The organism is Serratia plymuthica, assembly GCF_018336935.1.
Lineage (GTDB): Bacteria > Pseudomonadota > Gammaproteobacteria > Enterobacterales > Enterobacteriaceae > Serratia > Serratia plymuthica_B.
This window is the reverse complement of record NZ_CP068771.1, coordinates 5,351,225-5,375,127: the sequence shown is the minus strand read 5'-3', so window position 1 is coordinate 5,375,127 and position 23,903 is coordinate 5,351,225. Positions and strand designations below refer to the sequence as shown.

General features: G+C 59.4%; 23 protein-coding genes and 1 pseudogene. 13 read left to right on the top strand and 11 right to left on the bottom strand.

Features of this window, described 5'->3' with window-relative positions; all coding sequences use genetic code 11:
• Nucleotides 1-7: 7 nt before the first annotated feature.
• The 10 genes from JK621_RS24910 to JK621_RS24865 are packed head-to-tail and all read left to right on the top strand — an operon-like array spanning nucleotide 8 to nucleotide 10,972.
• Nucleotides 8-1,147, top strand: coding sequence for a 2-aminoethylphosphonate--pyruvate transaminase (locus JK621_RS24910; protein ID WP_212558098.1), 1,140 nt, complete (start codon nucleotides 8-10; stop codon nucleotides 1,145-1,147).
• The gene (locus JK621_RS24905) at nucleotides 1,144-2,163 is read left to right on the top strand and encodes a GNAT family N-acetyltransferase (protein WP_212558097.1); all 1,020 of its coding nucleotides are present in this window, start codon (nucleotides 1,144-1,146) and stop codon (nucleotides 2,161-2,163) included. Before JK621_RS24910 ends, JK621_RS24905 begins: the two co-directional genes overlap by 4 nt.
• Nucleotide 2,164: 1 nt before the next feature.
• Entirely contained in the window at nucleotides 2,165-3,085 is a 921-nt protein-coding gene (locus tag JK621_RS24900; RefSeq protein WP_212558096.1) for a hypothetical protein, read from the top strand.
• A 10-nt stretch (nucleotides 3,086-3,095) separates the two neighbouring features.
• Nucleotides 3,096-4,319: a pyridoxal phosphate-dependent aminotransferase gene (locus JK621_RS24895; RefSeq protein WP_212558095.1), complete on the top strand. Its 1,224-nt coding sequence runs from the start codon at nucleotides 3,096-3,098 to the stop codon at nucleotides 4,317-4,319.
• The gene (locus tag JK621_RS24890) at nucleotides 4,312-5,652 is read left to right on the top strand and encodes a hypothetical protein (protein WP_212558094.1); all 1,341 of its coding nucleotides are present in this window, start codon (nucleotides 4,312-4,314) and stop codon (nucleotides 5,650-5,652) included. The genes JK621_RS24895 and JK621_RS24890 overlap by 8 nt, the downstream gene beginning before the upstream one ends.
• A 46-nt stretch (nucleotides 5,653-5,698) precedes the next feature.
• Nucleotides 5,699-6,439, top strand: a complete 741-nt coding sequence (locus JK621_RS24885) for a sugar phosphate nucleotidyltransferase (protein WP_212558093.1) — start codon at nucleotides 5,699-5,701, stop codon at nucleotides 6,437-6,439.
• Nucleotides 6,436-7,722, top strand: a complete 1,287-nt coding sequence (locus JK621_RS24880; RefSeq protein WP_212558092.1) for a pyridoxal phosphate-dependent aminotransferase — start codon at nucleotides 6,436-6,438, stop codon at nucleotides 7,720-7,722. Before JK621_RS24885 ends, JK621_RS24880 begins: the two co-directional genes overlap by 4 nt.
• On the top strand, nucleotides 7,719-8,348 hold the full coding sequence (locus JK621_RS24875; protein ID WP_212558091.1) for a CDP-alcohol phosphatidyltransferase family protein: 630 nt from the start codon (nucleotides 7,719-7,721) through the stop codon (nucleotides 8,346-8,348). The genes JK621_RS24880 and JK621_RS24875 overlap by 4 nt, the downstream gene beginning before the upstream one ends.
• Nucleotides 8,349-8,377: 29 nt before the next feature.
• Complete coding sequence (locus JK621_RS24870; RefSeq protein ID WP_212558090.1) at nucleotides 8,378-9,670, top strand: ATP-grasp domain-containing protein; 1,293 nt, start codon at nucleotides 8,378-8,380, stop codon at nucleotides 9,668-9,670.
• Between the two features lie 42 nt (nucleotides 9,671-9,712).
• Entirely contained in the window at nucleotides 9,713-10,972 is a 1,260-nt protein-coding gene (locus tag JK621_RS24865; protein ID WP_212558089.1) for an MFS transporter, read from the top strand.
• A 47-nt stretch (nucleotides 10,973-11,019) separates the two neighbouring features.
• Here JK621_RS24865 and JK621_RS24860 read toward each other — a convergent pair whose 3' ends face one another.
• Nucleotides 11,020-11,463 (bottom strand): DMT family transporter, encoded by a 444-nt coding sequence (locus tag JK621_RS24860; RefSeq protein ID WP_212558088.1) that lies wholly within the window; start codon nucleotides 11,461-11,463, stop codon nucleotides 11,020-11,022.
• 4 nt (nucleotides 11,464-11,467) lie between these two features.
• Nucleotides 11,468-11,986 carry a GNAT family N-acetyltransferase gene (locus tag JK621_RS24855; protein WP_212558087.1) on the bottom strand — a complete coding sequence of 173 codons (519 nt, stop codon included), beginning with the start codon at nucleotides 11,984-11,986 and terminating at the stop codon, nucleotides 11,468-11,470.
• A gap of 39 nt (nucleotides 11,987-12,025) precedes the next feature.
• Between JK621_RS24855 and JK621_RS24850 the strand changes: the two genes are divergently transcribed.
• Nucleotides 12,026-12,595, top strand: a complete 570-nt coding sequence (locus JK621_RS24850; RefSeq protein ID WP_212558086.1) for a helix-turn-helix domain-containing protein — start codon at nucleotides 12,026-12,028, stop codon at nucleotides 12,593-12,595.
• A 59-nt stretch (nucleotides 12,596-12,654) separates the two neighbouring features.
• Here JK621_RS24850 and JK621_RS24845 read toward each other — a convergent pair whose 3' ends face one another.
• From JK621_RS24845 to JK621_RS24815, 8 genes and pseudogenes are all read right to left on the bottom strand, one after another.
• Nucleotides 12,655-13,242: a nitroreductase family protein gene (locus tag JK621_RS24845; protein ID WP_065506367.1), complete on the bottom strand. Its 588-nt coding sequence runs from the start codon at nucleotides 13,240-13,242 to the stop codon at nucleotides 12,655-12,657.
• Nucleotides 13,243-13,331: 89 nt separating this feature from the next.
• A pseudogene (locus JK621_RS25535) lies at nucleotides 13,332-13,469 on the bottom strand (LysR family transcriptional regulator); the annotation flags it as partial.
• Nucleotides 13,470-13,477: 8 nt separating this feature from the next.
• Nucleotides 13,478-14,590: an alkylhydroperoxidase domain protein gene (locus tag JK621_RS24840; RefSeq protein WP_212558085.1), complete on the bottom strand. Its 1,113-nt coding sequence runs from the start codon at nucleotides 14,588-14,590 to the stop codon at nucleotides 13,478-13,480.
• On the bottom strand, nucleotides 14,587-15,633 hold the full coding sequence (locus JK621_RS24835) for a putative FMN-dependent luciferase-like monooxygenase (RefSeq protein ID WP_212558084.1): 1,047 nt from the start codon (nucleotides 15,631-15,633) through the stop codon (nucleotides 14,587-14,589). Before JK621_RS24835 ends, JK621_RS24840 begins: the two co-directional genes overlap by 4 nt.
• Nucleotides 15,623-17,296 carry a dipeptide ABC transporter ATP-binding protein gene (locus JK621_RS24830; protein WP_212558083.1) on the bottom strand — a complete coding sequence of 558 codons (1,674 nt, stop codon included), beginning with the start codon at nucleotides 17,294-17,296 and terminating at the stop codon, nucleotides 15,623-15,625. The genes JK621_RS24835 and JK621_RS24830 overlap by 11 nt, the downstream gene beginning before the upstream one ends.
• Nucleotides 17,296-18,186, bottom strand: a complete 891-nt coding sequence (locus tag JK621_RS24825; RefSeq protein ID WP_212558082.1) for an ABC transporter permease — start codon at nucleotides 18,184-18,186, stop codon at nucleotides 17,296-17,298. Before JK621_RS24825 ends, JK621_RS24830 begins: the two co-directional genes overlap by 1 nt.
• On the bottom strand, nucleotides 18,183-19,127 hold the full coding sequence (locus JK621_RS24820) for an ABC transporter permease (protein ID WP_212558081.1): 945 nt from the start codon (nucleotides 19,125-19,127) through the stop codon (nucleotides 18,183-18,185). The genes JK621_RS24825 and JK621_RS24820 overlap by 4 nt, the downstream gene beginning before the upstream one ends.
• A gap of 10 nt (nucleotides 19,128-19,137) precedes the next feature.
• Nucleotides 19,138-20,763: a TIGR04028 family ABC transporter substrate-binding protein gene (locus JK621_RS24815; protein ID WP_212558080.1), complete on the bottom strand. Its 1,626-nt coding sequence runs from the start codon at nucleotides 20,761-20,763 to the stop codon at nucleotides 19,138-19,140.
• Nucleotides 20,764-20,940: 177 nt separating this feature from the next.
• Between JK621_RS24815 and JK621_RS24810 the strand changes: the two genes are divergently transcribed.
• On the top strand, nucleotides 20,941-21,189 hold the full coding sequence (locus tag JK621_RS24810) for a hypothetical protein (protein WP_212558079.1): 249 nt from the start codon (nucleotides 20,941-20,943) through the stop codon (nucleotides 21,187-21,189).
• A gap of 349 nt (nucleotides 21,190-21,538) precedes the next feature.
• On the top strand, nucleotides 21,539-22,255 hold the full coding sequence (locus JK621_RS24805; RefSeq protein WP_212558078.1) for a FadR/GntR family transcriptional regulator: 717 nt from the start codon (nucleotides 21,539-21,541) through the stop codon (nucleotides 22,253-22,255).
• A gap of 41 nt (nucleotides 22,256-22,296) precedes the next feature.
• On the opposite strand, the gene JK621_RS24800 is transcribed toward JK621_RS24805, so the two are convergent.
• On the bottom strand, nucleotides 22,297-23,550 hold the full coding sequence (locus JK621_RS24800) for an enolase C-terminal domain-like protein (protein ID WP_212558077.1): 1,254 nt from the start codon (nucleotides 23,548-23,550) through the stop codon (nucleotides 22,297-22,299).
• Nucleotides 23,551-23,903: the final 353 nt, after the last annotated feature.

Genomic DNA, 23,903 nt, shown 5'->3' with positions numbered 1-23,903 from the left:
GACAACGATGCAATCACAGGAATTTCGTTTATTCACTCCCGGCCCGTTGAATACCTCGGCGCAAGTGCGCCAGGCCGCCGGCAGAGATTTAGGGTCGCGCAGCCCGGTCGCCACCCACTTGAGCGCCCGGTTGCGTGAGGACATATTGGATATCGCAGGATGCGACGCGAGCTGGAGCGCAGTGCCGTTATCAGGCAGCGGCACTTTTGCCGTCGAAGCGATGCTTTGTTCTCTGCCGGCGGCAGATGACCACCTGTTGATTATCGAAAATGGCGCCTACAGCGCCCGCATGGTGGACATTTGCCGCATCCACGCTATCCCGCATTCGGTACTGACGTTGCCGTCACATCAGGGGTTTGACCTGGCCCAGGTTGAACAGGCCCTGCAGCAAACGCCTGCGGTGACCCACATCGCCGCCGTGCATTTCGAAACGGCGCTAGGCGTGCTCAATGATATTGATGGCCTGACGCAGTTGGCAAACAGGCACGGCTGCCGGTTGCTGATTGACGCCATCAGCACCTTTGGCGTGCTGCCGTTGGACTACGGCGCGCCATCGCTTTGCGCCGTCGCGCTTTCGGCCAATAAGTGCCTGCATGGGCTACCTGGTCTGGCCTTCGTTTTAGTGCGAAAAACCGTGCTGGCAACTCACGTCGCCCCACGTACGCTCAGTCTGGATATCAGGGCGCAGGCCAAAGCGCTGGATGGCGATGGGCAGTGGCGTTTCACCCCGCCGCTGCAAATCATGCTGGCTCTGAAACAAGCTATTGACGAGTACCGTCAACAGGGCGGCAGGCGCACGCGCCACCGGGCGTATTCTCAACGTATGGCACACCTGCTCGGCGGTATGGCGCGTTTGGGTTTCAGCCCGATCATTCAGCCGCAGTTTTGCGCCCCGTTAATCGTCACGCTGGCGCCGAACCCCGGAACGCAGTGCGAAATCGACAAGCTGAACGACTTTTTATTCCAGCGCGGATTGGTGATTTACCCCACCAAACACTGGGCGGTAAATTCGTTCCGCATCGGGGTTATGGGGGAACTCAGCCTCCAGGATATCGACGATTTGCTGGCGGCGTTCGCTGAATTCACCGCCCAGGCCGCCCCCGAAACCCTGCAACCGAATCCCCTTTCGCTAAGGCCGGCACTATGAGTTATCACCTGTCATGCCATCATCAATTCGCAGAAATTAACCCCCAAGCCTATGCCGCCTTGTGGATGGACTGCGGGCAGCCGGCTTTTTATCACCCCAACCTGCTGGCGGCCGCCGAACGTCACCCCATGTTGCCGACGTTAGGCGCTTATTACCTGGCGGCATGGCAAGGAGAACGGCTTGACGCGTTGCTGGTGGTCTACCAGCAATCGCAGCCCGACCCCTTTGGTACGCTGGCCAAAAGTACCGGTTTTCATTTTGCCGCCCCCATCGGCGGGCTATTGGGGCACATCGCCCATTGCTACGACACGCAAATCCTGCATCGGCCGGGTTCGGAAGACGCGGCGCAACGCCTGATGACCGAACTCATTGCGCTAGCCGGCCGGCTGGGCATTCCGGGCTGCGGCCTGCTCAATCTCAGCGCCGGGCCTTCATTGAGCGCCGCAGAACAGGCGGGTTACCGTTGTAATTTCATGCATGACCGCTTCTTTATCGATCTCATGCCCTTTGAGCGATTTGATGATTATCTGGCGGCCCTCCCGCGCGATGGCCGCCAGGAGATGAAGCGCCAGTTACGGAAATTCGACAGCGATCGCGGCAACTACCGCGTGCTTTCGGGCCGGGACGCCGATCTTGCCGCCGCGGTCAAACTTTGCCACGCCACCAGTTCCCGAAACGGTACGCCGCACTACTATCCGATACAGACGTTTCTCCATTTCCTGGAAACTTGCGGCGAGCTGATTACCGTGGTCCAGATTGAACATGAAGGCCAGTTGGTGGCCGCCGTCATCTGCCTGAACGATCCGCAATGCCTGCACCTTTGGGCCGGGGGCGTCGACTATCGGCTTTCGAGCTTCAGTCCTTATACCGTCATGATCGCGGCCAGCGTGCAGTATGCGTTCTCGCAAGGTATCCGCCGGATTGAGGCGGGCAGGACCAATGCCCGGATTAAAGCGCGTTTGGGTTGCCAATCTCAGCCGCTGTATTCGGCCCTCTACCCGCTGGAGGTGGCCTGACATGCCTGTGACCTCAGCCACCCCGCCCCATGAGCAACCCTCGGCACAGCTGGCGCGCGGGCAATTACTGACCTTGCTGTATATCGCCCTCACGTCCGCCTCACAGGTATTTTTAAGTCATGTCGGCGGCGGTATACCGATAGAAATCAGCCTGTTCTATATGGCTCTGGCGGCCTGCGTGGTGTTTAACCTCTGGGAGTTCCGACGCCTGCGGCGCAACCACAGCGCGCTGCGCCGCCATTGGCGCATGTGGCTCACGCTTTCCGTCGCCTTCGTGCTGAACTGGATATTTTCTTATTACAGCGTGACGCACGCCTCAGCCGATTTTTTCATCGGCGTATTCTTCCTTTCTTCGGCACTGTGCAGTTGCCTGCGGGAAAGGCGCTGGCTGAAGTCGCTGTTCATCCTGATGGCAATCCTGTGTATTCATGCTCTCTCGGCCTTCCCGCTGCGGGTGCTTTACACCTCAATGTCGGCGGGGGCCATGATGTATTTTTACTACGTCAGCTCGCTGCGTTTCAGCCGGCAGAGCGGGCTTGGCCCGGTCTCGGTCGTTTCTCTGCGCTGCTATTTGCTGCTGGCCTGCAGCGCCGCTTACCTGTTCGCGCATCATGAGTTCGGCGCGTTGTGGGTCGCCCCGGAAACCCTGCGCAACCTGTTGATCCTTATCGTCGCCAATATGGTTTTACCTTCTTTTTTGTCGCAAACCTGCCTGCAGTGGGTCGGCGTCACCCTGTTTACCTTTATGAATTCGTTGATACCGGTGCTGGCCTTCGTGATGCAGTCGCTGGTCAGCGGCCAATGGCAAACCGGTATGTTGATCGCCGTAACCCTCACTACGCTGATGCTGAATTACGATCGCTTGATTCTGCTGGCGCGCAACCTTATCGCAGTAAACCCTCAATCAATGGATCAGGAATAAGAGGAAGACCATGCCTGCCATCAATGCGTATCTGGAACACCTGAACCCGCTCTCATCAAAGACGGTCTCTCAGCGAGCGAAAGCGAACCCTGCGATCCTCAATCTCAGCATGGGAGAACCCGATTTTGGTCCGCCCGCCGCGCTGGTCGACGTGATCTGCCGAGAGGATCTCAACAAAGAACGGTTTCTGGATGCGGTCAAGCGCTATGAGCACTCACGCGGCTCGCTGTCGCTGCGCAGAGCGATAGCGGCGTGGTATCGGCGTCGTTACGCTATCGATATCGATCCCGAAAGCGAAATAATGGTGACTCATGGGGGGATTGAAGCGCTCAATCTGGCGTTGCAGGCGGTGACCAATCCTGGCGACGGCGTCCTGCTGGCGGCGCCGGCCTACACCCTTTATCAGCGTGCCATTCACTTGTTGAACCGTAAAAGCCATCCGCTGCTGCGCCCTGAAGGCGAAAACGAATATGCGACGGCGCTGGCGGCAAATACCCACGCCTCGGCGCGTGCCGTGCTGATCAACTCCCCGGAGAACCCTACCGGCTACGTTATGAGCGACACGGACTGGCAAGCGCTCGCCGACGACTGCCGCGAGGGTGACCGCTGGGTCATCCATGATGAAGTCTACGACACCCTGGCTTTCACCCGCCCTCACCTTAACGCCTGGTGCATTCCGGCCCTGCGCGAACGCAGCCTGCTGATTAACAGTTGCTCAAAAAAGTTCGGCATTCCCGGTTTGCGCACCGGTTGGCTGATTGGGCCGGCCAAGGTGATTGAAGCCGCCAGCAGGGTCCACGAAAGCCTGTGTCTGGGCGTGAGTATTCTTGGCGAACCTATCGCCGAACGGCTGCTGAGCACCCCCGAGGTAGACGACTGGATGCAACAACAGCAGGACATTCTGGCGGCCCGCAACCGTTATGCGCTTTCGGCGTTGGGCGAGACGCAGGGTTTCCGTTGGTCACGCCGCCCCATGGGGGGAATGTTCCTGTTCCCGGACGTTTCCGCACTCTATCCGGCCTTACCCGCCCGCTGGCGCGATTTTTCGCCTGATGCCGGCAGCGCAGTCGCGGAATATCTTCTGGTGGAACGGCAAGTCGCCACGGTGCCGGGGATCGTTTACGGCGTTGAAAGCCGACAACACTTGCGATTGACCAATTGCGCCAGCGAGCAGGTTTTCACTCAGGCCATCGCGCGTCTTTCATCATTGAATATGGGAGGAAAAGGTGATTAAAAATACGCTTGATCAACAGGTTATGGACTTCTACTCCACGCAGGGCGGCGCCGAGTCCGCCGACGCCTTTTCCCAGGCGTTGCTCAAGGTACACCCCGGCGACTGGCGCGCCACCTTCCCGCCTGCGGTGTTCCCGCCCGGCCATCTGACAGCCATCGGCGCCGACGCCGCGCGGCTGCTGGCCCTGGTTTTCAGCCTGCCGGAGCGCCTGTTCGGCGGGGATTATTCGCGTTTTCTGGCCGCGCAATGCCTCACGCCGCAACAGCAAGAGGACATCCTGCCCTTCTGCACGCCGCACCTGTTAGCGCGCGCACGGCTGTTTGCCAGGCCGGACGCATTGCTGACCCACGATGGCTTCAAACTGGTTGAAATGAACGTGACGCCTTCGCTCGGCGGGCTGGGCATCTGCGATCGTTATGTCACGACCTTGCAGGAACATGCGCTTAGCCATCGGCTGCAGGCGGCGGGAATTACCCTCCATGCCCCGGACATGGGGCGCCTCTGGGCCGAAACATTGCACCGCCACCGCACGCCGCTGGCGGACGACCGCACCCCGGTAATGTTGGAATTGCTGGACGATCCGGACGAGATCCCGGAGGACAATTTCGGCTGGCCCGACTTTGGCCATATCGCCCGCCGTGGCGGTTTTCGACTCCTGACCGGCAAACCGGCGGACGTCCATTTCACCCCAACGGGCGTCTATGCTTTCGGCGTAAAAATCGACATCGTTTTTACCGATTTGGTGTACGCCGAACAGCTGCAATACAACATCGACAACGCGTTTATTGCGGCACTGGTCGCGGCGGAAAATCAGGGCCAGATAGACCTGTTCAGCGTGCCGGCCGGCTGTGCGGTTTACGACAACAAAGCAAACCTGGCCCTTCTCACCGATCCCGATTATGCCCACCTGTTCACTGAGCAGGAGCGCGCACTGATCGATACCCATATTCCCCCCACCTTTATTTTAACGCCGGGCAATGTGGCCAGAGCGATACGCGAACAGAGCAATCTGGTTTTAAAACCGGGGCTGGGCCTGTGCGGTTACCAGGTGATGTTTGGCCGACAGATGTCGGCTCCGCAATGGCGTGCGCAATTGGAACGACAGCTGACGGAAGGCGGTTCTTTTGTCCTGCAGGACATTGTGGATGACATATGGACTTACACCCTGCCGCATCAGCCGGACAATCCAAGAATGGTATGCATTGGCCCGATCGTCATCGATGGCCGTTACACCGGCACCTTCTCGCGCGATGAGGCTTATCACGGTAAAGCGATCGTTGTTAACCATGCGCAAGGCGCAAGCTGGTCAACCGGTCTGGAACGCGCCGAATAACCCCCGGCCTGCCACCCGGCGGCTGTTTTACACAAGGAGATTGAAAATGCGTCTTGCATGTTTAATGGCAGGCTCCAGCAGCAGGCTACTGCCACTGACCACATCCCGGCATAAAGCCTGTCTGATGCTGGGAAACCGACGAATGGTGGATTACCAACTCGAATCCTTTGACCGCGCCGGCATCGGGCATAAAACCTTTGTCCTGGGGCACGGTGCCGCGGAGGTCGCGCAGATTCTGTTTGAATCATTGGGGGGCAGCCATTTTATTGTCTCGCACAATCCCCAGTTCAAATCCCGGAATCTGGACTGGAGCGCCTGGCTGGCCCTCAGTCAACACCCTGGACCGGTGATTTACTATGAGGGCGACCTGCTCATCCCGCCGTCGTTGATCAAGCAGGTCATCGACAACCCGGCCGAAATTTGCATTGCGGTGGATTCCGACAGCAAGAACCCCAGTATCGATACGCTGGTTATCGCGCCCAACGGCAAGGTTGAACATTTGTTGTTTATTGAGCATGGGACGGCAAAAAGCCAACCGGGCGATGGCGCCATCGGCGAATTTATCTGCTTCGTCAAATTGGGCGAAGCGGCACGGCAGTTTATCGTCGATGCGCTGAGTACCTTGCCGTTTGAAGGGGAAATGCAGCTTTACAAAATTTTCGAACAGGCATTCTCCCGTTTTCCGACGGCCTACGTCGACGCCGGCGGCCGCCCCTGGATTGAAGTGGACAATCACAACGACCTGCAACGGGCGACCCATCTGGCCGAGGAGATCTTAACCTCATGAAAGAGCCTAACGCATTGGATCAGGTGAAACCGGCGCGGCTGAACAGCACGTTGTCCGACATCGGCGTTTACGTATCAAAAGCCATCTCGCAGGCCGCGCGTGACAATCCGGATATCATGAACATGAGCATCGGCGAACCGGCATTTGGCCCACCCGCGCATTTGCTGGCAGAGATTGCCCAGACCGATCTGACCCAGGAGGCGTTTCTCTCCTCGGCGAAACGTTATGGGCACTCGTTGGGATCCCTGGCGCTGCGTCAGGCGATCGCTGACTGGTATCTGCGCCGTTATAACCTCAAGATTGATCCTGAGACCGAGGTCTTAATCACCCACGGCGGCGTTGAGGCCGTCGCACTGGCGATTCTGTGCTGTTCGAACCCTGGGGATACGCTGGCGATCACCGATCCTTCCTATATGCTGTATGAACGCGCCCTGCTGGCTCTCGGCCGCCAACCTCGGCGCTTTTCGCGCCCGGTCGGCGATGCCGAATTCAGCGATTTGATCGACAGCGACCCGTCATTCCGACGCCAACTCGGCGGGGCAAAAGCGGTGATTGTCAACTCTCCGGAAAACCCATCGGGGTATGTGCTGTCGGCCGATGAATGGCAGCAGCTCATGCGCTGCGCAGAACGCAGCGGCGCCTGGATTATTCACGATGAAGTCTATGACAGCATGGCATTCAACCGCCCGCATTATCCTGCACGCAGCTTTGATCCCCTGGCGAGCAGGACGGTTCTGGCCAACAGTTTTTCCAAAAAATTCGGCATTCCCGGCCTGCGCATCGGCTGGTTGGTCGGCAGCGCCGAATTTATCGCCACGGCCAGCAAAACCCACGACTACCTGGTGCTTGGCGTTAACCGCCAATATGAACAGATTGCCCTGCGCATACTCCAGGACGCACAGACCGACGATTGGCTGGCGGACAAGCAAAAAATGCTTCACTCGCGAATTCGCCTGGCAAAACAGCGGTTAACGCCGACGCTGGGGTTCAGTTGGCCACGTTCACCGATGGGGGGAATGTTTTTGTTTCCCTGCGTTCGAGGGCTCTATCAACGTTTGCCGCCGGCGCAACGGCAACGCTTCGCCACCGTGGGCGAGAGCGTCGCCGATTACTTATTGCAGGTTGCGCACGTCGCCACGGTCCCCGGCATTATTTACGGGCAAAGCTGCGCCGACCATATCAGGATCGTCTTGTGCTGCGATGAACCGACGTTCCACACCGCGCTTGAACGATTGGCTAATTGCCACCACGCCACCCTCACCCAAAAACTGGAACTGCCATGATGTCACCGCAACGCCACTGGCTGATGCCCGGTAAATATATAGATGGCGCGAATCTGGTAACCGCCATCAATGTTCTGGCGGGGATCGTAGCGCTGATGCTGGTTTTAGCCCACCGCGCAGAGTGGGCAATCCTGCTGGTGTTTATCGCTATTTTGCTCGATCACCTTGATGGATATCTGGCCCGGCGTTTTTATGCTCATCAGCAGGAGAAACGGGCATTTGGCAAACAGTTCGATACGTTGGCCGATATGCTGAATTTCAACGTGGTTACCGCCGTATTGCTGTTCCAGCAGTTTGCCTATGCCCCCCTGCTGACCGGCGTTATTTCGGCCTCCATCGTCCTGTTTGGCTGCGTACGCCTGTCGCACTTTACTCTGCAGACAGGCGCGGGAGACGAGAGCGCTTATGGCCTGCAAACGCCTTATGCCGCTTTTATCATCATCAATATGCTGTTGCTGAACACGGCCGGTTATTTGCCCGGCGGTCTGGTGCTGCTCATTACGGCCATCATTTCCATTTTGCAAATAACCTGCGTTCCCATTCGTATGCCCAACGCCACGTTCTGCGTCACGGCTCTAAGCGTGCTGTTCTTTATCAATCTGTTGATCTGCGGTTTCCCACATTAGTTGCTACTTTATTCCAAGGAGAAATGCTTATGGCTCACGTTATCTTTATCGACAGCACCCCGACCGGTCTGAACGCCTTTCGCAGCGCTCAGCGGCTCGGCCATCAGGTCACCTTTATTCATCCGACCAAGTCGTCGAGCTTCGTCAGCATCATGTCGAAAGACCCGGCGAAACTGGCTAACCAGTTAGGGCATGTCGATCGTTATATCGAGGTAGACACCTTGGAAAACGAGCATCTTTTCCCGGTACTCGAGGCCTTGGTGAAAGAGAATCCGTTCGACACGGTAATCAGCTCGGCCGAGACCGGCATCATGGCGGCCGCCTGTGCGGCTGAAAAATGGGGAACGCGCTATCCCAGCCCGCAAGATCTGGGCAATGCGATATTTAAAAATCGCTTGCGTACCACCCTTAAGAACAACGGTATCCGCTCACCGGACTTTGAGGTGTTAAATGAAGAGGAACTGTTGCAAGGGCCAAAAAAAATCAAGCTGCCGTTTGTGGTAAAACCCATTCGCGGCTTTGCCAAACAATTTTCCGCTATTTGCCACACGCAGAGCGATTTCGATAGTTATATCGATAACCTGAAGATCGATCGGGCCAACAGCGCCTTGATTGACAGCCTTGTGTCGCATGAATATATCATCGAAGAATACGTCACCGGCACCCTGCACTCCGCCGAGGTGATCGTGCGTGAAGGCGAGGTCATGTTTTACGCCACCACCACCCGTTACCGCGCGCATTATTACGACCTGCTGGAGCTGGCGGCGGTCATGCCCTCCGGCCTGCCGAAGCAGACGCGTGAAGAGATGAAAACCTATCTGCAAGCGGTGTTTACCGCCCTGAACATTCAGATTGGCCTGTATCACGTAGAATTGCTGTTAACCGACAGCGGCCCGGTGCTGGTGGAAATCAATGCCCGAATGATGGGCAGCGTGTCTCCGATCATGTATCAGATTCAGACAGGCCACGATCCTTTCGAGTATCTGATCCGTCTGCATCTGGGGGAGCCGGTCAATGTCAGCGACGATGGGTTTACCAATGCGGGGATCACTCTCGCGGTGGCGGCCAGACATGGGGGCACCATCTCCTCATCCTTCCGACCGGAACAGCTCGATGAACTGCTGGCTCGCTACGAGATCCCGCACAATACGCTGAATATCTTTGCCGGCAAGGAGGTTGGGCGCTACGGGGGCAATTTCAGCATTATGGGGCACGTCATTATCCTGGCCGAAACCCCGCAGGAAGTGGCTGAAAAAGGGCATCGCTTCCTGAACGAAATAGATGCGCTGATTGGATTGGAAACGGCAAAATACTTTGCGTAAGTTTTACTGCATGCACACTGGCGAGTTAAGGAAGATACTCAAATGACGACACGGGATTCGATTTTTCATTATCCGGCCTTCGTACGATTCTGTATGGGAGATATCGCCACTCAGCTCGGCACGGCGATAGTGATTATCGTTATCCCGCTCATCGCCATCACCTTTCTTGATGCGACCCCCTTTGAGATAGGCCTTCTCGCCGCCAGCGAACGTTTGCCCTTTATCATCTTCAGCCTGATCGCCGGCGTGTCTGCAGATAAGTGGGAGCGCCGGTCGATTCTGTTTTGCGCCAATTTTCTGCGCGTCGTTTTGTTGCTGATCATCATGTTTATCGTTTGGATCGGCGCATTGTCGGTGATGACCCTGGCGGCGATGGTCTTTATCGTCGGCGCCGCCAATGTCTATTTTGAAGTGGCCTACTGGACTTATATCCCTGCGCTGGTTCCCGGACGGCTGATTGCCAAAGGCAACGGCGCTCTGGCGGCCATTGCCGGCGCGGCAGAGTTGGTCGGGCCTGCCGTGGGCGGCATGCTGTTAAAAATTGCCGGCATTCCGGGAGCCTTGTTAGTGAACAGCCTGCTGTTTCTGGTGGGCAGCGGCATGATCCTGACCGTACCCAAGAATAAACCAGCGCCTCCCGAGGGCGCCCGTCCGTCAAGCCTCAGTCAAATCAAGCTGGGCATTCACACCCTTTTCCATTCACCGCCGTTACGCCGCCTGGTGATTATCGGCGCGGTGTGGAACATCTTCGCCTGCGCGGCGACCCCGCAAATCATGGTTTATCTCACCCGAACGCTGGGCCTTGCTACCACGCAGGTCGGCTTGATTCTGGGGTTGCAGGGGCTGGGTGGATTGATCGGCGCGCTCTGCGCCGGCAAGGCCAGCGAACGGTTGGGGCATGGGCGCAGCATCATGGTGGGCGGGATGATCTACAGCCTTTTTACTTTGGCTATTTGCACCGTAACGCAAGCGGCACCGCAAGATCAGCTGCTACTCGGCGTCTTCCTGTTTTGCGCAGGCTGGGGCTCGTCCATTGGAGTGGTCAATATTATCAGCCTCCGGCAGTTGGTTAGCCCCGAATACCTTCTGGGTCGGATCAACGCCAGCTTTCGCTTCATCACCTGGGGGATCATGCCGCCGGCCGCTCTGCTGGGGGGCGCGCTGTCGCAGTTGATCAACAGCAGGTTTGTCATCATTTCCGCCTGTTTGCTCGGGCTCGCCTTTATCTTGTGTTCATACCGTAAAAGCACCGCCATACTCGGCATAGACGCACCGCCCGATCGCCTGAGTGAAAACGGCTAACCTGCACGACAAGCCCGCCAGGGGGAAAACCGGCGGGCTTTTTCTGTTCAAAAACTTCTTCTGGCCACCAAAAAAGCGCCCACCACCAACAAAACGGCGCCGAGTAGCGCAGGCAGGTTGTCGCGCAACGCCGCCGGCCCGGCCTTGTAAATGTCCGCCGCCAACCCCGCCACCAGCTGGCTGGCGACCAACACCGAAATGGTGGTCGCTGCCCCCAGTTTTTGGTAACCCAAAATGCCGGAAAAGACAAAAAACGACCCCAGCAGGCCGGGCAACAGCATCCAGATCCTGAAGTTGCCGGTCACCTCAGCCAGGGCGCTCGCGCCGTTTTTGGCGAACAGCAGCGTCATCAACAGCAACAGGCCGACGCTGGAATTCAACACCAGGGCGATCAGGATCGTCGATGCGCTTGCGCTAATGCGCACCATCAGCAGGTTCTGGACGACCAGGCTGACGCCCGCCGCCACCAGCAGCAATAGCATGATATTCATAGTATTAGCGCGCCGGCGGTGATATTTCGTGATCAAGCTGCAACTGCAAAAAGGTCAAATCCAGCCATTTGCCGAATTTGGCGCCCACTTCGCTCATCCGCCCCACGTTCTGGAACCCCAGATTCAGGTGCAGCCGTATCGACGCGTCATTGCCGGATTCGATGCCCGCCACCATCACATGCTTGCCGATAGCTCTCGCCTGCTCAATCAGGGCAAGCAACAGGGTTTTCCCCACCCCGCCGCCGCGGCTGTCGCGCCGCACATACACCGAATGCTCCACGGTGTGACGATAGCCGTCCCACGCCCGCCAGTCGCCAAACGAGGCATAGCCAATCACCTCACCCGCCTCATTGTTGGCCACCAGCACCGGATACCCCGCCGCCTGGCGTTCCGCCATCCACGCCGCACGGTTCGCCGCATCGACGGTGAGTTCATTCCAGATCGCCGTGGTGTTAAGCACGGCGTCGTTATAGATAGCGGCAATGCCTTCGCTATCGGTTATAGTCGCGTTACGGATAAGCATGTTGACCCCCTGGTTGACTGTCCACTATCATACTACGATATGAATAATAAATTAGACAACCTAAATCAGCGCATCGGCGCACGCATCCGCATCGAACGCGAAGCCCGCCATTGGTCCTTGTCCGATCTGGCCGAACGGGCCGGCGTTTCGCGGGCCATGGTGCATAAAATTGAACGCGGCGACAGCAGCCCTACCGCCATGCTGCTGGCCAGGCTCTCCGGCGCCTTCGGCCTGAGCATGTCCAAACTGATTGCCCGTGCGGAAACGCAGGGGGGCCGGCTGTTGCGCCGGGAGGATCAACCGGTCTGGGTCGATCCCGAAAGCGGTTACGTTCGCCGTCATGTGTCCCCGCGCTCAGACATTCCGCTCGATCTGGTGCGCGTTGAACTGCCCGCCGGGGCGGAGATCCCGATGCCGGCCTCCGTCTACGCCGCCAAACGCCAGTTAATCTGGCTGCTGTCCGGCGAGCTGGTGTTCCAGGAAGGGGAAAATCGCCATGAAATGGCCGAAGGGGATTGCCTGGAACTTGGCCCACCGGCGGACTGCGTGTTCAAAAACGAGAGCGGTGAACCCTGCATTTATCTGGTCGTGGTGATGAGCAAAGCCTGAAGAAAGCAAAAAGCCCGCAAAGTCATGCTCTGCGGGCTTTTTCACGTCAGACGGAACTATTACAGGGTGAAGTTCAGCCCTTCGACCACCGTCTGCTCCAGCGGCAACCGCCCTGAAGGGATCTCCTTTTGCTGCAGGAACTCCGGCAACAGGGATTTATCGCCCGCTTTGCCGATCGCCACCATGCCGTGTACCACATAGTTATCCGGCAGGTTCAGCGCCGCCTTGATTTTGTCGTGGTGGACGCCGCCCATGCAGTGGGTCAGCCAGCCTTTCAAATGCGCCTGCAACGCCAGGTTCGCCCAGGCGGCGCCGGCATCGAACGCATGGCTCGGGTTAGCGACTTCCTTCTCACCGTTCAGGCTGGTGGTTTTGGAGATCACCACCACCAGCGCCGAGGCGTGCTGCGCCCAACCGCGGTTGAACTCAATCAGGAAATCCAGATAGCTGTCCCAGCTGGCCGAACCGTGCTTGCTGTAAGCAAAACGCCAGGGCTGGATGTTATACGCCGAAGGCGACCAGCGCGCCGCTTCAAAGAAGCTCAGCAGGGTTTCGTCGTCGATCGGATCATTGGCCAGCGCGCGCGGCGACCAGCGTTCAATAAACTGCGCATCAATCGGGTAATCAGAAGTTCTTGGCTGGCTCATGGACATCTCTCTCATGGGAATGGAATATCGAATTTACCCAATATTCCCACGCCCCACATCAGAAAAATTTTTATTTTGTGCTTTGTTCGCTACCGCAATTCCTGCTGCAACCACCCCAGAAACGCCCGCACCGGCGGGTGTCGTTCGCGCCCAGGCACGCAAAGCGCGGTGTAAGCGGCGCCCGGCACGCAGATATCCGGCCGGTATGCCGCCAACAGGCCGAAGCGGCGCGGCCTCAGTCGTCGAAGGGCTCGCCCAGCGTCAGCATCAGCCGGTTGGCCCAGGCAAAGAACGCCGTCGACTGCACCAGGTCCAACAACGCCAGTTCGTCCAGCCCCTGCTCGCGCAGCGCTGCCAGATGCTGAGCGTTAGCCTGCGGCGGCGTGGCGGACAGCGCGGCGGCAAAATCAATCTGCGCCCGCCAGCGCTCCCCTTGCCCCTCGCTCAGTACGCCGCCCGGCGCTACGTCCAGCAGACGCTGCACCTCTTCCGTTTGTTTCGACAGTTGCGCCGCCTTGCGCGCGTGTACCGAGGCGCAATAGATGCAGCCGTTGACCTTGCTGGCCACCGTCGCCGCCAGTTCGCGATCTTTACGCTCCAGCCCGCCGGGGGTGTAGAAAATCGCCCTGTCCGCCAGCGTGCGCTGTTCCAGCACCGGGTGATTGCGCGCCAACAGGCGGAAATAATCCGAATCGCCATGGCCGAAACGCGTCAACAACGCCTGGCCCGGCTCATCGAACTCCGCCAGCGGCTTGGCGGCGATCCACGGCTCCCACCCCAGTTCCTGGCGGGTAAACGCCGGCGGCGCATGGCGGCCGCTCAACGTGACGGCGTCGGTGCGCCAGACGCCGGCCCTGACCGGGGCGCCGCTCACCTCAACCGGGCGATCGCCCAGCAGCCGGTAACCGGTCAGCAGGCGGCTTTGGAAGCTGACAAAAGCGATCAGTTGCGACAGCGTGACGATATCGTCCAGCGACCAACCGGCCTGTTGCAACGCCTGCAAATGCCGTGCGTCGGCGCTGGCGGGTTTGAACGCCAGCCGTTCGGCATGATCCAGCGCCGCCTGCCAACGCGGGCCGGACGGTGCGCCGCCCAGCTGTTGCAGCAACGCCGCATAGTGTGCGGCCAATGGCCGGTCGGCCTGCCATTCGCTGATGCGCTGCGCGATCAGCAGCCGCTGCGCCGGCGGGAAATCCCCGGCGTCGGCGGGAGCAAACAGCGCCAGATAGCTGGCCTGAATGGCGTCCGTCGCCGCCTGACGCGTCGCTCTGGCCTGCGCCAGGGCCGAGCCGGGCGCGATCTCTGCCAGCGTCGCCAGCAGATCCTCAGTGTTCAATGTGGCTGTCATACCTTTTCCTCAGCGTGATGTTCGTGGGAGATGGAAGCGGGATTGCGGCGTTGCCAGCCCAGCGCCGGAGCAACATGGCGGGCGATCAGCTCGATCGAGCGCAGCACATGGGCGTGCGGCGGATCGATCGAATGCACCTGAAACGCCAGATCGGTCACTCGCGCCAGCGCGCTGTCTTTTTGCAGCGAGGCGATAACCTGTTCCGGCGTGCCCAGGTGCACGTCAAAGGCGCGGATCAATCCGTCGAGCGATTCATCGGACGGCCGATGGCCACTGGCGCGCAGGCGTTCCAGCCCACGGCCAAGCCCCTGCGCGGCGAAGTCCCGCGCCTGCTGGCCGTGGTCGGTGACAAACGCCGTGCGCGAACCCATGATGCGCGGCGCGATGCCGGGCGGCAGCGCCGCCAGATAGGCGTCGATAATCGGGTTTTGCAATGCGTCCAGCGGCAAATCCGGCGCATCCGCCGGGCGCGGTTGAGTGCGCGACAGCATCAGGCCGTCACCGGCCCGCCCTGCGCGCTCGCCGCCTTCCGCCGAGAAGGTGGCTTGCCAGACGCGCTGCGCCAACTGCGGCGCGGCCGGATACAAACGGTTATCCTCGCCGCCCAACGCCTCGCCGCGCCAGGCCCGCAGCAGGGTGTCGAAGTTGTCGGCAAACACTGCATTGCGCTGTTGGGCATCGAACCCGAAGGCGCTGAACGAGGACGGGGTGCCGCCGGCGGCAATGCCAACCTCCAGCCGGCCGTCGGACAACAGATCCAGCACCGCGGTGTCTTCCGCCACGCGAATCGCCGATTCCATCGGCAGCGTGATAACCCCGGTGCCCAGCCGAATATGGCGGGTGCGCGCCGCCACCTGTGCCAGAAACACCAGCGGCGAAGGCAGGCCGCCCTCATCCTCATGGAAATGGTGCTGCGCCACCCAGGCGGTATCAAATCCGGCCCGTTCGGCATGCACGATCTGTTCGGTCGCCAGCCGGTAACGCTGTTGCGCGCTGCCCTGATCCAACAACCGGGTGAAAAAACCAAGTCTCTTACTGCTCATGGAACGCGTCCTCACTCTTTGGCTGTGCGGCATACCTTTGGCGGCCGGGAATGGCCTCAATCAGTTGACGGGTATAATCGCTGCCCGGCAGGGCGAACAGATCGCGGGTCGCGCCGCCGTCCACCTGCTGCCCGCGGTGCAACACCGATACGCTGTGCGAAATCTGCCGCACCGTCGCCAGGTCATGCGAGATAAACAAATAGGTCAGCCCCAAGGCTTGCTGCAAATCCTGCAGCAAGCGCAGGATCTGCGCCTGCACCGTCACGTCCAGCGCCGAAGTGGCTTCGTCCAGCACCAATACCCTTGGCTGCAACACCAGTGCGCGGGCGATGGCCACCCGCTGGCGTTGGCCGCCGGACAACTCGCGCGGCTTGCGGCCAAGCAAATCGTCCGGCAGCGCCACCCGTTCGAACAGCTCGCGCACCCGGCGATAGCGCTCGGCTTTGCCCAAGAGTTCGAAGTTCAGCAACGGCTCCTCAATGACCTGATACAGCGTCTGCGAAGGATCGAGCGAACCGAAGGGGTTCTGATACACCAGTTGGATGCGGCGGCGGAACTGGCGCAGCGCTTCCCCCTTCAGCCGGGTGAAATCGGTGCCGTCGATAATGATTTGCCCGGCGTCCGGCCGCTGAAAACCGAGCAGGCAGCGCGCCAGCGTGGTCTTGCCGGAGCCGGATTCCCCCACCAGCGCATGGGTAGTGCCGCTCTGCACGCTGAAGGAAACCTGATCCAGCGCGCGGTAGCTTTTGCCGCCGGAGCCGGCCAGGCGAAAATCTTTCACCAACCCGTTAACCTGGATCGCCGGCGCTTGCGTGCCAGGGTTTAGCCGCGGCGCGGCGGCGCCGGTCAGCGAAGGCACATCGGCAAACAGCCGGCGGGTATAGTCGCTGGCGGGGGCGCGCAGCACCTCGGCGGTCACGCCCTGCTCCTGCACCCGGCCGTGGCGGAACACCAGCAGCCGATCGGCGCGCTCCGCCGCCACCGCCAGATCGTGGGTGACCAGTAATACCGCCGTGCCGAATTCCTGCCGCAGCTCGTCGATCAGATCAAGAATGCGTTTCTGCACCGTGACGTCCAGCGCGCTGGTGGGCTCATCGGCGATAATCAGCGCCGGCTGCAACGCAATGGCGATAGCGATCAGCACCCGCTGTTTCATACCGCCGGAAAGTTCGTGCGGGTATTGGCGCGCCCGCAGCTCCGGGTGCGTCAGGCCAACCCGGGTCAACAGCGCCACCACCCGCTGCTGCACCTGCTTGCGCGGCAAACGGCGGTGAATGTTGACGATCTCCGCCACCTGTTCACCGATGGTTTTTACCGGGTTGAGCGAACTGGAAGGGTCTTGCGGGATCAGGCTGATTTGCGCGCCGCGCACCGCATCCAGCCGGCGTGACGACCAGTGGGCAATATCGGTGCCGTTGAGGCGGATTGCCCCCTGCTCCAGGCGGCCGTTTTCGGTCAGCAGGCCAATGATCGCCTGCGCAGTGGTGGTTTTGCCCGAGCCGGACTCGCCGACCAGCGCCACCACCTCACCCGGTTGGATCGAGAAAGAGACGTCGTGCACCACCCGGCGGCTGCCGGCCGCCTCCTGATAGGCGATGGAAACCTTGTCCAGCTCCAGCACCGGCGTAGCGGCGGCGCGTTGCAATGCGGTTTGAATGCTCATCAATGCCTCCCCGCCAGCGCGCGGCTGATGCGGTTAGCCGCCAGCACCACCGCTACCACCGCCAAACCGGGGAAAGTGGTCAGCCACCAGGCGGTGGAAATGTAGTTGCGCCCTTCGGCGATCAACAGCCCCCATTCCGGCGTTGGCGGCGGCGTGCCGTAACCGAGGAAGCTCAGGGTGGCGATCGCCAGAATGGCGCTGCCGAATTGCAGCGCCGAGAAGGCGATGACCGAGGTCAGCGAGTTCGGCAGAATGTGCCGCCACAACACCGCCCAAAAGGTGCCGCCGCTGCCATAGGCCGCTTCGACGTAATCGCTGTGCCGCACCCGCACCACCTCCGCGCGCGCCAGGCGGGCGAAGTTGGCGACCGAGGTGATCCCGACGGCGATGGCGGCGTTCACCGTGCCAAAACCCAGCAGGATAATGACGCTTAGCGACAACAGCAGGCCGGGAATCGACAGCAGCACATCGACCAGGCGCATGACCGCATCGTCCGCCACCCCGCCCACCGCACCGGCGATCAGCCCGAGCGCGGTGCCCAGCAACAAGCCCAGCGCCACCGCCACCAGCGCGGCGGACAGCGTTTGCGAAGTGCCATAAACAATGCGTGCGTACAGATCGCGCCCCAATTGATCGGTGCCCAGCCAGTGCGCCCCGCCCGGCGCCAGCCGCTGCGCGCCGGCAATGCCCTCGGTGCCGCTGTAGGCGGTAAACAGCTGCGGCGCCAGCGCCCACAGCACCGCGATGGCGATCACCGCCCAGGCCAGCAGCAGCGTCACCGGCACGCGCCTGCGGCGGCGCGGGCGGCTGGCCGGCAAAGTGCCTTCGCTTTCCAGCCCGGCCAGATCGCGTTCCGGCACGGTCGCTTTTTCAAAGGAGATACTGCTCATAAGGCGGCTCCTGTCTGCGTTTTCAAGCGGGGATCCAGCAGCGGGAACAGCAGATCCACCAGCAGGTTGATGGTGACGAAGGCGGCGGCGGAAATCACCACGATCGCCTGCAACACCGCCACGTCTTGATTAAGCACCGCCTGCAGGGTCAGTTGCCCCAGCCCGCTGCGGCCAAATACGGTTTCGGTAATCAGCGCCCCGGCGATCAGTTCGCCGAACAAAATGCCGGCGATGGTCAGCGCAGGCAGCATGGCGTTGCGCGCCACATGCCGCCACAGCACCCCGCTGCGGCTGGCGCCTTTGGCGCGCGCCACGGCGACAAACGGCTGGGTCTGAACCTGATCGATGCTGCGGATCAGGATCTGCGCCAGCGGGGCTGAAATCGGGACCGACAGCGTCACGATCGGCAAAATCAACCCTTCCCACTCGCCCGGGTTGATCACCGGGATCACCCTAAGCTGGAATGAAAAGACCTGGATCAACACGATGCCCAGCCAGAAGGTAGGCACCGAGACAAACAGCGAGGGCAGCGATTGCAACGCCGATCTCAGCCCGCCGAAACCGCTCAAATTGGCGAGAAAGGCAATCGCCAGCGCCAGAATCAACGCCAGCGAGAAGCCCAGTACCGCCAGTTGCAGCGTGGCGGGCAGGTTGGTGGCCAGCAGACGGGTGACCGGCACGCCGGCCTGAATCGAGTAGCCCAGATCGCCGCGCAGCACGTTGCCCAGCGCGTGCAAATACTGCTGCCACAGCGAGACGTTGGCCCCATAAGCGGCGCGCATGTCGGCGATTTGCGCCGGGCTTAGCCCCATGTCCGGGTTCTGAAACTTAATCAGAATCGCATCGCCGGGCAGCACCTGCAGCAGGACAAACGACAGGGTAAAGGTCGCCCACAGCACCAGCGCCGCCTGCCCAATGCGCCCCGCCAGATATCGGGTCATCGTGGCCTCCTTAATGTTTCTCTAACCAGGCGCCATAGAAACTCGGGCGGCCGACCGCTTCAAAACTGACGCCCTTCAGATAAGGCGCGCCGGCAAACACCTGCGGCTCCTCAAAGAACGGGATCACATAGGCCTGATCGAGCAGGTAGTTTTGCGCCTCGCCGGCGATCTGCAGGCGTTTTTGCGCATCCACCTCGGAGGCGATGCCCAGCAGCAGCGCGTTCAGCTTGTCATCGCTGAATTGGCTGTTCTTGCCGCTGCCGCCCTTTTGCAACAGCGCATCGCGGTTGGTCGGGTAGAACTGGCTTTTAATCACGTCGGGATCGGCGCGGCCCACTTCCACCACCGTCGCCGGGGTTTTCTGCGGATCGAGGTTATCCGCCACCCGGCTGCCGGCGTCGCCGGCCAGGATGTTCAGCCGCGCACCCACCTTGCCCCACTGCTGCGAAACCAACTGCAGCACCGCCTTGTTCTGGGGCTGCGGCAGGGATTCATACACATTCAGCAGCAGTTTTTTACCCTCTTTCTCGCGCAGGCCGTCGCTGCCCTTTTTCCAGCCGGCTTCATCCAGCAGGCGGTTGGCTAACTGCGGATCGAACTTCAGCTTGTCGGACAGATCGACAAAACCGGCGGCGGACGAGGCGATGACCGATTTGGCCTGCGGGTAATTGGCGGAGAACAGCGTCTCGACGATTTGCTTGCTGTCGGTGGCGTGCAGCAGCGCCTGTCGCACCCGCAGGTCGCTTACCAGCGGGTTGTCCGGCCGGAAGGCGACGCTGTCGTTCACGCCGCGCGTCGGTGCGGCGTAAATCGTGAACCCCTGATCCTGCGTCTGCTTCTCGTCATAAGCCTGAATCTGGCGAATAAAGTCCGCCTGGCCGGCCTGCAACGCGCCAATGCGCACGCTGTCTTCGCCGGTGACGATCACCTTGATGCCGTCCAGATTGGCGCGCCCCTGCTGCGCCAGTTTGGCCGGCCCCCAGCGGTAATCCTTGCGTACGCTGAGATCCACTTCGCGCCCCAGCGTTTCGCCGCTGACCACGAACGGACCTGAGCCGATGATATGGCGCGCGTCGCCGAGTTCGTCGTAACTGCGGTTCAAGGTGCTGAGGGACACCAGCCCCGAACCTATGGTGGCAGTGCCCTGCAGGAAGCCGGGCGATGAACGTTTGAAGTAAAATTTGACGGTCAGCGGGTCGATCACTTCGCTGCGGTCGTAATTGTTGATCACCTCCGACACCGGCAGGCGTTTGTCTTTGTTGCCCAGGCCGTAGGTATCGAAATTCTTCGCCACCGCGCTGGCATCCAGCGGCGTGCCATCGGAGAAGGTGACGCCCGGGCGCAGCTTGAAGGTGTATTCGGTTTTATCGGCGTTGCTGCTCCAGGATTCGGCGATCCAGGGTTCAATCTCCAGCGTTTTCGGGTTCTGATAGGTCAGTTTGTCGGTGATCTGGTTGAGGATACCGCCGTTGGGGTAGAAACCGCCGGAGGGCGGGTAAAGGTTGGTGTGCGCCTGCTGTTCCAGGTAGACCAGCGTGCCGCCCTGCACCGCCGCCAGCGCCGGATGAACGCCCGCCGCCAGGCCCAATGCCACTGCTATCCCGCGGGTTAATGTGTTGAAAGAGAACTTAAACATAGCTTTGCCACGCCTTCTTTATTTCGGAACGTTATGGGTTAGATAACAAACCAAAATGGCGGGTTGTTGAACGAACTAATTTCGCTAACCAAGGGTGGAAAACGCACAAGGCGCTCTGGCTTGGCAGAACGGAGGTAATGTTATACTGTATCAAAACCAAAAATCAGGAGAGCCAGGATGAAAACTCAACTCTCGCTGCTGTTCCTTGGCCTGCTGGCCGGGCGGGCTGCCGCGTTTCAGTCGAAGGTGCCGGAACCGCAGCCGGAACAGGCGCGTGCGGCGGAAAATACTCTCGAGAATAGGTTCTACGGTTTTCACGCGATGGATGCGCAGGCGGTCAACACCGGCACCTGCCCAGCATTGCCGCAGGCCGGATGCCAATGCGCTTTCTGCACCCTGCTGCGGCAGGCCGGGCCGGCGAAATAACCCTGGTGGGCGCGATCGAGGCATGCCAGTTTGACGGGTAAACTGATATTCATGTGAGTTATCCCGAGGGAGGTTTAATGAATACCGATCCAGACAGGGTTTTCTGTTTATCGCTTTAAAACATCACATGTCATACCGTGACTTGTATGACACCCTTCCGGAGCAAAAGCGAATCACTGTCGCACCGCAATCAATCACCCGCGCCGTAAATCGGAATGGCGATCGTAACATAAATTTATGCCACCTTGGCCTGGCCCAGCCACGCAAAAATGCGGTGAAAAACTTCACACCTGTAGCCTGGCGTGCTATACCACAGGCATGTTGTAGGACAACTTATGCGACGGGTATCATGAGTCTTCAATCGATCCAAAAACACAACGTGGTCAACGCGGTTTACGAACAAATTAAAGAAAAACTGTTGGACGGCAGTTGGCCGCCGGGGAGCAAACTGCCTTCAGAAGCCGAACTGACCGCCTCTTTCAACGTCAGCCGGGTCAGCATTCGCAGCGCGGTGCAGCGGCTGCGCGATTTGGGCATTGTGGTGACCCATCAGGGCAAAGGCAGCTTCGTCGCCAAACATCTTAATCCGCAAAACCTGTTCAACGAACAGCAACCCATCATGCACCTCAGCCGTGAAGAGTTTCACGACATGATGGTGTTCCGCCAAACGGTAGAGTTCAAATGCATGGAGCTGGCGGTATTAAACGCCACACCGGAAGACATCACCGCGCTGGAACAGGCGCTGAACCGCATGCTGGTCAACAAAGACGATTACAAGAAGTATTCCCAGGCCGATTTCGAGTTCCATCTCGCAATCGCCAAAGCGTCGCAGAACAAGGTGTTCTACAACGTGATGCACTCGATCAAAGACACCTATTATTACTATCTGGAAGAACTGAATCGGGCACTGGGCATTTCGCTGGAAAGCGTCGAGGCGCACATCAAGGTGTTTATGGCGATTAAAAACCGCGACTCTTCTACCGCCGTTGCGGTGCTCAATGAGGCGATGGCGGAGAACGTCATCGCCATCGAAAAACTCAAGCAGACCGCAGCGGGCAGCGAATGACTCGCTTTTAAAGGGCGCAATAAATGCGCCCCCAAGCAAGGTTAAGGCCGGGATGCCGTGCCGTCCGGCGTACGCGCCAGCGTCCAGGACGGGATCCCGCCGATGCACGGATACTGCGCCGCTTTTTTCTCATCGATATCGATGCCCAACCCCGGGCGATCGCTCAGGTAGGCGTAACCCCGCTCAATCTCCGGGCAGCCGGCGAACACCTCGCGCAGCGCGTCATTCATCGGCGTGTACTCTTGAATACCGAAATTGGTGAGGCTCATGTCCAGGTGCAGGTTAGCCGCTACGCCAACCGGAGAAATATCCCCCGGCCCGTGCCATGCGGTGCGTACCCCGTGGATTTCACTCAGCGTCGCCAGCTTTTTCGCCGGGGTTATGCCGCCGATGGTGCTGACGTGACAGCGGATGTAATCGATCAGATTGTGGGTAATCAGCGTCCGCCAGTCATTGACGTTGGTAAACAACTCCCCCATTGAGATCGGCGTAGAAGACTGCTGACGCAGCATTTTCAACCAATCGATATTTTCCGGCGCCACCGGATCTTCCAGATAAAACAGCTGGTACTGTTCCAGCGTTTTCGCCAGTTGAATGGCCGCGATCGGCGTCACCCGCTCATGCACATCGTGGATAAACTCGATGCCGAATCCCAGCTTGTCGCGCAAGTGTTCAAACAGACGCGGCACGCTTCTCACGTAGGCGTCCGGATCGAAATAAATGCCCGGCGTGCTGCTGCGCGGCGAACGTTTGGGTTGAATGTTTTTTGCCCGCGCCAACTGAGTGGCGATCAGCTTCAGGTCATCCGTCCCCGCCCCGCCGTACATCCCCATCTGGCAACGCACGTATTGATAACCCTCTTCCATACGCGCACGAATGTTGTCTTCCACCTCGAACTCATCGCTGCCGTCGGTGTGGCAATACAGCGGAATGCCATCGCGACACTGGCCCCCCAGCAGTTCATACACCGGTAAACCGGCGACCTTGCCCTTGATATCCCACAACGCCATGTCGACGCCGGACAGCGCATTATTCATGATCGGCCCGCTGCGCCAGTAACCGCTTACGCAGGCGGATTGCCAGATATCCTCGATCCGCGCCGGATCCTTACCGATTAAAAACGGTGCCATGTAGTCATCAATTGCTGTTTTCACCGCATGTATGCGTTGCGTGAAAGTCGCGCACCCCAACCCATACAGCCCCGGTTGGTTGGTCTCTACCTTCACGACCGCCAGATCGATGCCGCCCGGGGCGGTGAGAATGGTTTTCACGCCGGTGATTTTTAGATTGCCCACTGGAAACTCCTTTGATCGCAAACTTATAAGTTGTCCTACAAGATAAGGGAACTTATATCACCGATGACGCAAGCCCTGAAGCGCCAATTAAAAATTATGTGCGCTGTGTCATACTGTAAAACAGAACTCATTTATCTCATTGTTTTATATTAAATTTAAAAACATCGATTCTCATATGGAAATTTTCTTTTGTGATCGAAGTTTCAAAAACCGTTTAACCGCATTGATTTCCATCAAGGCTTACCGCAATTTTAATATGAATGATGTCATACAAGCTGTTGGCGCTGAATCTCGCATGATGCCCCTAACGGCCCGTCAGGCATCAGCATCATTTAACCAACCATAAGGGGTTG